This window comes from Neorhizobium populisoli (assembly GCF_019430945.1).
Taxonomy (GTDB): domain Bacteria; phylum Pseudomonadota; class Alphaproteobacteria; order Rhizobiales; family Rhizobiaceae; genus Neorhizobium; species Neorhizobium populisoli.
Window position 1 is genome coordinate 1 of the sequence record NZ_JAHYCB010000034.1, and the last position, 8861, is coordinate 8861.

The window sequence follows — 8861 nt, forward strand, 5'->3', positions numbered from 1 at the left end:
AGGAACTCGGCCTCGACCACTTCGAAGGCCGATCATGGCAAGGGCTACATCGGCATGCCCTGATGACGATGATCGCCTATGCCTTCCTCCAGCACCAGAGACTGCAGACTGCAAAGCGGGAAAAAAAAGAAGCGACAAATACGCAAAGGGCCGCCTGAGCCCACCTTGCCTACTATCCGTCGAGCCGTCATCAGCGCACTCGCCAGACCGATGACGACATTCCGATGTCCCCACTGCAAAGAGCAAATTAGAACCGCAGAATCGATTCTGCCAAAGTAGTGCTAATGAACAGGTCGGTTTAAGGGTGACGATCTTGTGTCTCCTCTGTCTCTCTCGATGTGAAGCCGAAGTGCGCAGACCAATAATGATGACGACCTCAGTGATCATAATTATTATGCTAAGGTTTTGCTGAATACCTGCGGTACAGGCTCGACATTTACGCTTGGCGAGATAATCTTCCCAGTGAACCGAACTGAAGGGTACCTCATGAAAAAGTTGTCGGTAGCGGCGTTTCCTTTGTGCGTTTTATTGACTGCGATGCCGTCACAGTCCGCCGACCTGATTGAAGGCTACAGGGACTCAAGCACTAGGGTGCGGACGACACATGTTACCCGCCTTGAGGAATGCATGCTTTTGCGGATTGACTATCGCTCGCCCTATCCTTCCCGGACGGATGTGGTGAATGTCTGCTATCCGCCTTTGGATATGACGCCGTCGGGTTCTCGGGGAAGCGGTGGAACATCTCAGACCAGTACGCAAAACTTCGCTGTACAATAGTCATGGATCTGCGGGTTGGATTGCAGGCCGCAATCGTACATCGCTCGATGTGAAATACGGCGATAACCTGCTCCTAGCTGACGACCAGCAGTAGCACTGTTGACTTGTCGCCCGCTCGTTGCGCGCTACTGGTTTATCGCAGGTGCGGATCGAGCCGCACTCGCTCCTCGGAACGTCCATTGTACAAGGATTGGCTAGTGTACATAGGATTGGCTAACCGTTCGCGAAGTCGTCGCAGACGAACATCTCGAAAAAGAAACGCCACCTTGAAGCATATCTCAAGCACCCCATGGGGCTCGATTGATTAACCTCAGGAAAGGCGCTGGTGCTCAAGCTTATCATTCACAACAACTGAAATAATCTCCAATTAAGCGAGCTCTTGCCCATCCCGACGCTGCTACGCAATAGTCTCTTGATCTTAACAGCGATGATCGACCCTAACTGTCAGTGCCAAAAGACTTATTCCTAATTCAATGTTGTTGCAATGGCCGCAATACCGTCATGTAATATTCACCCGGAGACTTGGCATATTTTAGGCCCTCAACCTTTCCTTTCGAGATATCGTCGAATTCTCGGACCTGTCCATTACTGAGAAATACGCGAAGAGAACGGTCTTCCTCTTGATAGTCGAAGCCATCGATAAGCCGGGATTGTAGCTCGATAAACGTCATGTCTTGCCCCATGAATTGTTGATCTGCGCCAAAAACTCTCCACATGATATCGGGCAATAATGCGGCATTGCAAACAATTTTTCGCGGCGCACCATGAGAGGCTTTTCTCGCCTCTCGTTCAACTCTAACGTATTCGCTGGTTTTTTTCCATCGGGCCAGACGACGGCGGCGAATCCATTTGCAAAATTTGCTTTCGCTGCTTTGCTTGCCGCTCATCCTGCAAGCGATACGCGTGCATCAGTATCCCGCAGTTTAATGCGACGATACCGAAGATAAAAGCTGCACTCCAAAGGATCCAGTCGCGGGTAAAATTTTTCATTTTTGACTATAGTGAGTGCGTGGGATCAATAAAAGGTGTCACCAAGTGCAGGAAGCACGACATACGCCGTATTTGCTCTCTGTCAGCTACGTGCAAATCAGAAATCTGCAAAGGCGGCTTGCTTTGTTGTCGTTAATTTATGGACCGGTTCGCGATTATCGACAGATTGTTTCCTAATGGCGGGTGCCGCTCAGCCGATCAAGCCCCTGCTCCCAATCCTCTGTTCCGATGCCTAGGGAGAGGAGCCTTTCACGAAGCATCGCAACGCGCCTACGCGCTTCTGCCAGTTGAGCGAGATATTCGGTCGATTGTTTTTCTGTTTCGGTTCCTTTGCGTTGCTTGATACTGAAACTGATGTCGCTTTCATCTGTCGCTCTGGCCATTTAAACACCCCTCACCCGGTGCCATCATGATTCCCGCAAGCCTATCGCCCCGATTTAGAGCTACAAGAAATAAAGCATTGTTTTGGTTCAGGGAAGCGTCATTTTCAAAATGCCGAAACTGAATTCGGCTGCGTGCCCTTCTCAGCAAAAGTCGTCAGCCGCATTCAAAGATCCTGTATCTTGGGTGCGATCGCCTGATCCGATCATTTCGCTAGAGCGAATCCGGCGATCAACGAACCAATCGTGATGCGACTGGGCGATGCGCAGCTGATTCAACATCCACAGCGAAGAGGTGGATGATGGCACGAGCATTGGACGATGACCTTCGATTGCGTTTGTTGAAAGCGTCTGCTTCTGGCCTGTCGGCACGACAGGCAGCTGCTCGGTTCGAGGTTGGCATTTCTACTGCGATCCGCTCGATCGCAAGAGCGAAGGACGGTGAGCCAACTTCTCGACCACAAGGTTGGAAGCGAGCATCGGCACTGGATGCGCACGAGGCTTTCGTCCTCGAACTGATCGAACGTGAGCGCGACGAACTACCCATGCATTCGTGGATTGACGTCCAGGGTTATGGTCCGTTTCAGTGCTTCTGCTTTACCCGTTTGGGCATGAAGTAGGTTCGGATATTGAAGAGTGCTTCGGCGACTTCAGCAGCATCCTGATGAGTTGCTTTTCTTTTCGCGTCACCGAGCCTGCGGATAGGCGCAATTATATCTCCGGTGGCGGCATGACCCCGCAGAACCGGCTGCCAGAGCCTCGGTGCGTAGCGTGTTCCAATCAAGAAGCAGATATCCCAGTCGAAGATATCAAAGGTTTGGTCATCAACCTTGGTGAACCTTGGCCGGTGTTCTTTTGGCGTCTCGGAAAGGCCGGCAGATATGCGATTATACTCCGCGACGATCGTGTGCACGGCTTGATGTTCGGTTGTCTCCATCGGCAGGTTCAGCGCATCCGGACCGGTGATTTCCGCAATCCACATCCGTGGGTCTATGAACTTTGGGCCAATGATTAAAGCCGTAAGATAACCATCAAGCCCGCTCATCGATCCGATTGGTGATGGCGGGCGACGTTTTCTGATAAACGCTTCGAACGCGTCGTCATCGAGCTTCGGCCGCGCCGTCGCCTCTCGGCTGTTTTGTGTCATGCGGCCCGCCGCTCCTGGTGGTTGATCGCGTCACGCTTCGCCTTCCAGGTCCAGGGCAAGAGGCTCTCCATCTCATTGGCTTTCAAGTTACCGGAGACGATGCGCTCCAGTACATCGACAAGCCAGGCCTCAGGATCGACGCCGTTCAGCTTTGCCGTGTTCACGAGTGATGCCAGGATGGCGAAGGACTTTCCCCCTCGTTCGTTGCCCACGAACAAGGAGTTCTTTCTCGTTAGAGCCACGGACTTCATGGAACGCTCGACGATGTTAGAATCGACCTCGATGCGACCATCGCCGAGGAAGGCTGTCAGGCCGCTCCAGTGGTTGAGTGTGTAGGCGATCGCCTTGCCAAGTGCCGATTTCGACGACACTTCATCACACAGACCGATCAGGGTGGCCTTCAGCTCCTCCATGATCGGACCAGCTTCCCGGCGCCTACCGATAAGCCGAGTATCGGCGTCCTCTCCACGTAGCTTTACTTCTATCCGATAGATTTCTGCGATCCTGGCAAAGATCGACAAGGCTTCGGAAGAGCCCGTCAGCTTAACGACATCAACGAACTTTCGACGGGCGTGGGCCAGGCAGAATGCCAATCGCATGGGAGCGATGTTGCTTTTGCCGCGTCGTTTAACCAAGGTTTTATACGCCTGGTAGCCATCCACCTGCAGCACGCCGGCAAACGCCGACAGTTGACCCTCGACCTCGCGGGCGCTGCGGCTTTCGGCAAAGGTATAAGCGACCGCCGGCGGGGCCGGACCATTCCAGGGGCGATCATCGACCGCTTGCGCCCATAATTGGCAAACCTTGGTTCGTTTGCGTCCGGGATCGAGCCGAGGCAGCGGCGTCTCGTCACAGAACACCCTCGGCTGGGAACGAATGAATGCGGTCAGCGCATCGTAGAGAAGCTCAAGCCACCAGGCGACCCGCATGACCCAGGTGCCGAGCGTGCCACGATCGATGACGATGCCACAGGAGGCCAGCATCTGGGCCTGGCGATTAAGCGGGAGGTGCCAGGCATACTTCGACACGGCGATGTGAGCAGCAAAGGCCGTGGTCACCATGCCGCCGTCCATAACGCGTGCGGGTGCGGGCACTTGTACGATCGCGCTCTCACATGCCCGACAGGCATAACGGGGCCGGATCGTCCGTTTCACCCGGATAATGGCAGGGACGATGTCGAGCGCCTCGCTGATATCAGTGCCGATGCAATGAAGCTCGAACGAGCAGCAAGGGCAAATCTTGCTCTCTGGTTCAATGAGTTCGTCATACCGCGCCAGGTGTGGGGGCAAGTGGCCGATATTGCGAGCCGGCGAGCGCTGTGCCCTGGTTTTATCGCTACCCACCGGCGCGACATCATCATTGGCCGCGACGTAAGTGTCGTTCGTCTCGCCAAAGTCGAGCCTTGCCTGTGCCGGGTCGATGCTCGCCATTTTTTCCGACTTCGCACCAAAGAGCTGGCGCTCCAGGAAGTCCACACGCGCCTTGAGATCAGCATTCTCTTCGTTGAGCGAGAGAATGATCCGGGTCAGTTGCGCAAAATTCCTGGGCAAGGGCTCGGGTTGAAGCGGCATGACAAATCCTACCACGAAAGATAGAATCTTCAAGCAAAACCAATAGGATCAGCCGACTTTTGAAGGGCGTTTCACCAAGCTCTGCTTCACCTTTGTCCAGTCAATACCGGCCACCAGAAGTGCGAACTGTTCACGCGTCATTTGCATGGCACCGTCCCGGATCGGCGGCCAAGCGAACTTTCCCGACTCCAGCCACTTCGTCGTCAGGATCATGCCGGATCCGTCCCAGTAAATGTAGCGAAGACGATCCAGACGCCTGGCACGGAATACGAATACGTCGCCGCAATAGGGATCGGCCGCAAGTGCCGACGCCACCAGCGCCACGAGGCCATTCATGCCGCGTCGGAAGTCGACAGGCTGCGTGGCGACCATGATCTTCACGCCATTTGGCGAAAGACCAATCACCGGCGCCCTCGCAACGCCGCCACGATCGCCTGCGCTAACTCAGGCGCCACCGACCCGATCACGGTCATCCGCGTACCAGCAATCTCGATCTCAATACGACCGGCGGCGTAGTGGGTCACATCCGACGGCGAACTCTCGAAAGACGGCCTTTCGCCAACCACCGTAACCGGCACGAACATCGCCTGCTGCGTGCAGGCTTTCGCAGATCGTTGAGAGGTCAGTCCGGCTTCGCGACGCCAGACATTCAGCAGACCGCGATTGACGCCCCAGCGTCTGGCAACAGCCGAGACGTTCACGTCAGTTTCCGCGCTTTCCGCAAGAATTTGCGCCTTCTCTTCATCGGTCCAATTGCGCCGCTGACGTCGACCCGTGATAACCTCGATCCGTCGATACCTTCCATCATGCCTGGCTTCATGCATGCCTTCATCCATGACTCCAAGCATGGCATCAGCGCGATCTCCAACCATCCCATCCAACTCCTGTCGATGACGGAGCCTATCTCGCGGCCTCGATCACAAAAGGAAAGGTGGGCTGTTCGTAGCGCTCACGATCGAACAGCGCAAGGACGTGACACTCGACGAAATGGTCGCGCTCTTGTCTACCGAACGGCAGGTCGGGATTACGCCGGGACTTCGTAATGGCGCAGAGACAAACGAATGCAAGCCAGTTTCGTCATTGCGAGAAAGGTAGCACCCAACTTGTCGCATCGGGTGGCAACGCGGCGGTAGCACTTGAGCTTGCTGAAGAATCGCTCGATGGCATTCGCTTTTTCTAAAGCACGGACTGAAGACGACGGGTCGTTTTCGGTTGACCCTGGGAGGGATGTTCGCCCAAGACCGCCCGGCCGTAGCTTGTGCGCAACCAGTCGGCATCATAAGCCTTGTCAGCAAGCAGCATACCTCCAGGAGCAAGGTCGTTGAGCAATTCGCTGGCTGCCGTTAGATCGTGGGCGTTGCCGGGAGTGATGCTGACCTTGATCGGAAGCCTGGCGAGTGCGCTGATGACGGCTCGACGGATAGCGGGCAAGGTGGGCTCAGGCAGCCCTTTGCGTATTTGTCGCTTCTTTTTTCCCCCTTTGCAGTCTGCAGTCTCTGGTGCTGGAGGAAGGCATAGGCGATCATCGTCATCAGGGCATGCCGATGTAGCCCTTGCCATGATCGGCCTTCGAAGTGGTCGAGGCCGAGTTCCTCTTTCATCTGCTGATGCGCTTGCTCGCAAATCAATCTCGCCTTGATGGCGACCGCCAGCGCTTTCAATGTCGCATCGGCCAGCAAGCTGGACAGGTAGTGTTTGCGCTCGTCGTTTGATCGCCATTCACCAACCAATCAGGCTTCTTCGCCCGGCATATGTTGCTGCCTTTGTCACGAATGCGTTGCGGCGTGCCGTCGGCGATCTGGACGCGTGAGGATAAGCTTGCCGTAAATCATTACTTTAAGTCACCCCGGCTGTCGCAACCGGGTTCAACGGTGCTCTCCGGCATCTACAGGGTGTGTTGCCGATCGACTCCAAAATTTGCATGTGATTTTAACTGACTGGACCGCTCTCAGATAAGCGGGCTCAACCGCGGCCGTCGGGTGCTACTAGCTACATCAGAGGATCTTGAAGTGCAGGTCATTTAGGTGGGAACAATCCCAAAAGGAACTAAGGGTTATTTTTTGGGGGGCATAAGTACCCTATCCTCGCCAAATTCTAAAACCAAATTGAGATGATGAAAGTTCAGATTTTTCTCATCACGACGCTGTTAAGCCTGATCATGTGGGTGGTGTCGTTTAATGGCGCCCGAGACCTTTATCGCGCGTCGCAAAATGCGGGTATTATATCAAACCAGCATATTAAGGAGAGGCTTTCACGTATCCTTTAATCGCCACCTTCGTTGGTGCCAGCTCGTTGAATGAGCGCTGATCCGGCGACTGTCGGTCGAGGGATGAGTGTGGAGGTCGGCTATTGTAGAAGGTCAGATAGCGGCCGATGCCAGTGCGGGCCTTAGATGCAGTCTTGTAAGCGTAAAGATAGACCCCTCGTATTTGATCGACCGCCAGAGCCGCTCGACGAGAACGTTATCCCGCCATGAACCCTTGCCGTCAATCGAGATGGCGATTTCGGTGAAGTCGATGGGCGTGAACTGCGATCCTCGGTCCGTGTAGATGACAGATTTGCCTTAACCCGTAAGGTAACGGCCCGGTTGTTACCGCGTAGATTTTGCTTTGATACGAGCGATCGCATCTGGATTCGCGAAGATTGCAAAGTCGTCCAGGAATTCGGCCCAAGTAGCAGGACACCTGCGTGCCTCTGATAGCATGTGTGTGAGTTCGTCGATACCATCGTCGGTCAAGGCGGTCACCGATGCATCGTCGCCTTCAATGACACTGATGATGCTCCCGTATGCGAGATTGTCGGGGTTCGAGACGATCGCCTGCAGAAGCTCCAAGTCCTCGCCGAGCATCTTTGCGACATGGTCGAGGGTGAAGACATATGTGATTGTGGCCATCATGCCAAATCGCCGCGGGAGCGCCGGGCTGGAGCTTTCGATCACTATAACACTGCTCGAATGGCGTACGTGTCTTAACGCTGCCTTGAAGAAATTGGCACATTTAGTGCCCCTCTGTGATGGCGACAATCTACACCATCACACTGTGGGATTAAACATCTAAACACCTAAATTATGACGAAGTCGTGCGCGCCGATCGAGAGCTTTGAATTTGTGACCGCAAACAGAAGTTGGTCGGCACCTCCCATCCCGTCTACGTCATAATAGAGCTTGCCGCTCGTCGGATCGTAGATAATTCGATCGTCGGCAGATTCTGCTCGTGTTCCGATATGGAACTGGTTACTCGAGAGATGCCCAAGGGCATCATCAGCGATCAGCGCACCGAAGACGGATTTTTCCAGAAGGATCTGATCTACATTTGCCGTGAAATCGGTGATCCTGTCTACACTCCCGATTGAACTGACTGCGGTGTCGAATATAAACTGGTCGACACCCGCACCGCCTGTAAGAGTGTCTTCGCCGAGACCTCCACGAAGCGTATCAGTACCAGCCCCTCCGCTCAGTATATCGTTGCCAGCAAGACCAATCAGGATGTTGGCCGACGCATTACCGGTAATCTTGTTGGCAAGATCGTTACCCGTGCCGCTGGCGCAGGCGTTGCCCGTCAGCGTCAGGTTCTCGACGAAAGCGCCCAATGTGAAGGACACCGAGCTGTTGACAAGGTCGATACCGCCGTCGTCGCTGCCATTATACTGATTAGTCTCTATGACACGGTCGCCCAGATGATCGACAATATAGGTGTCGTTGTCGGCGCCGCCACGCATGACGTCAGCCTCCGTGCCACCATCGAGTTTATCCGTGCCGGCACCTCCGAGCAGAGTGTCGCCGTCGGCGCCACCACTCAGGGCGTCGTTGCCGACTCCACCGTCAAGAATATCCCCGCCAGCCCCTCCGCTCAGCGTATCGTTGCCAGAAAGACCAATCAGGATGTTGGCCGACGCATTACCGGTAATCTTGTTGGCAAGATCGTTACCCGTGCCGCTGGCGCAGGCGTTGCCCGTCAGCGTCAGGTTCTCGACGAAAGCGCCCAATGTGAAGGACAC

General features: G+C 54.8%; 8 protein-coding genes and 5 pseudogenes. 2 read left to right on the plus strand and 11 right to left on the minus strand.

Annotated elements, in window-relative coordinates:
* Positions 1-251 (plus strand): annotated as a pseudogene (locus tag KX729_RS34790) (IS701 family transposase); the annotation flags it as partial.
* Between the two features lie 996 nt (positions 252-1247).
* Here the strand turns inward: KX729_RS34790 and KX729_RS34115 are convergent.
* Positions 1248-1664 carry a KTSC domain-containing protein gene (locus KX729_RS34115; protein WP_246618047.1) on the minus strand — a complete coding sequence of 139 codons (417 nt, stop codon included), beginning with the start codon at positions 1662-1664 and terminating at the stop codon, positions 1248-1250.
* 276 nt (positions 1665-1940) lie between these two features.
* On the minus strand, positions 1941-2150 hold the full coding sequence (locus KX729_RS32815; protein WP_219746622.1) for a hypothetical protein: 210 nt from the start codon (positions 2148-2150) through the stop codon (positions 1941-1943).
* 299 nt (positions 2151-2449) lie between these two features.
* Here KX729_RS32815 and KX729_RS32820 point away from each other — a divergent pair.
* A pseudogene (locus KX729_RS32820) lies at positions 2450-2683 on the plus strand (IS630 family transposase); the annotation flags it as partial.
* A 47-nt stretch (positions 2684-2730) separates the two neighbouring features.
* Here KX729_RS32820 and KX729_RS32825 read toward each other — a convergent pair.
* The 9 genes and pseudogenes from KX729_RS32825 to KX729_RS32865 form a co-directional block, all read right to left on the minus strand.
* Positions 2731-3294, minus strand: coding sequence for a UPF0149 family protein (locus KX729_RS32825; RefSeq protein ID WP_219746623.1), 564 nt, complete (start codon positions 3292-3294; stop codon positions 2731-2733).
* Positions 3291-4865, minus strand: a complete 1575-nt coding sequence (tnpC, locus tag KX729_RS32830; protein WP_219746624.1) for an IS66 family transposase — start codon at positions 4863-4865, stop codon at positions 3291-3293. Before tnpC ends, KX729_RS32825 begins: the two co-directional genes overlap by 4 nt.
* Before the next feature lie 48 nt (positions 4866-4913).
* Positions 4914-5270, minus strand: coding sequence for an IS66 family insertion sequence element accessory protein TnpB (tnpB, locus tag KX729_RS32835; protein WP_219746625.1), 357 nt, complete (start codon positions 5268-5270; stop codon positions 4914-4916).
* Positions 5267-5737 carry an IS66-like element accessory protein TnpA gene (gene tnpA / locus KX729_RS32840; RefSeq protein WP_219746626.1) on the minus strand — a complete coding sequence of 157 codons (471 nt, stop codon included), beginning with the start codon at positions 5735-5737 and terminating at the stop codon, positions 5267-5269. The genes tnpB and tnpA overlap by 4 nt, the downstream gene beginning before the upstream one ends.
* Before the next feature lie 152 nt (positions 5738-5889).
* Positions 5890-6254, minus strand: a pseudogene (locus KX729_RS32845) (transposase); the annotation flags it as partial.
* A pseudogene (locus KX729_RS34120) lies at positions 6209-6672 on the minus strand (IS701 family transposase); the annotation flags it as partial. The pseudogenes KX729_RS34120 and KX729_RS32845, both read right to left, overlap by 46 nt.
* A 430-nt stretch (positions 6673-7102) precedes the next feature.
* A pseudogene (locus KX729_RS32855) lies at positions 7103-7428 on the minus strand (integrase core domain-containing protein); the annotation flags it as partial.
* A gap of 27 nt (positions 7429-7455) precedes the next feature.
* The gene (locus tag KX729_RS32860) at positions 7456-7758 is read right to left on the minus strand and encodes a hypothetical protein (RefSeq protein WP_219746629.1); all 303 of its coding nucleotides are present in this window, start codon (positions 7756-7758) and stop codon (positions 7456-7458) included.
* A 167-nt stretch (positions 7759-7925) separates the two neighbouring features.
* Positions 7926-8861 (minus strand): calcium-binding protein (locus tag KX729_RS32865; RefSeq protein ID WP_219746627.1); only part of this gene is annotated, 936 nt, incomplete at its 5' end.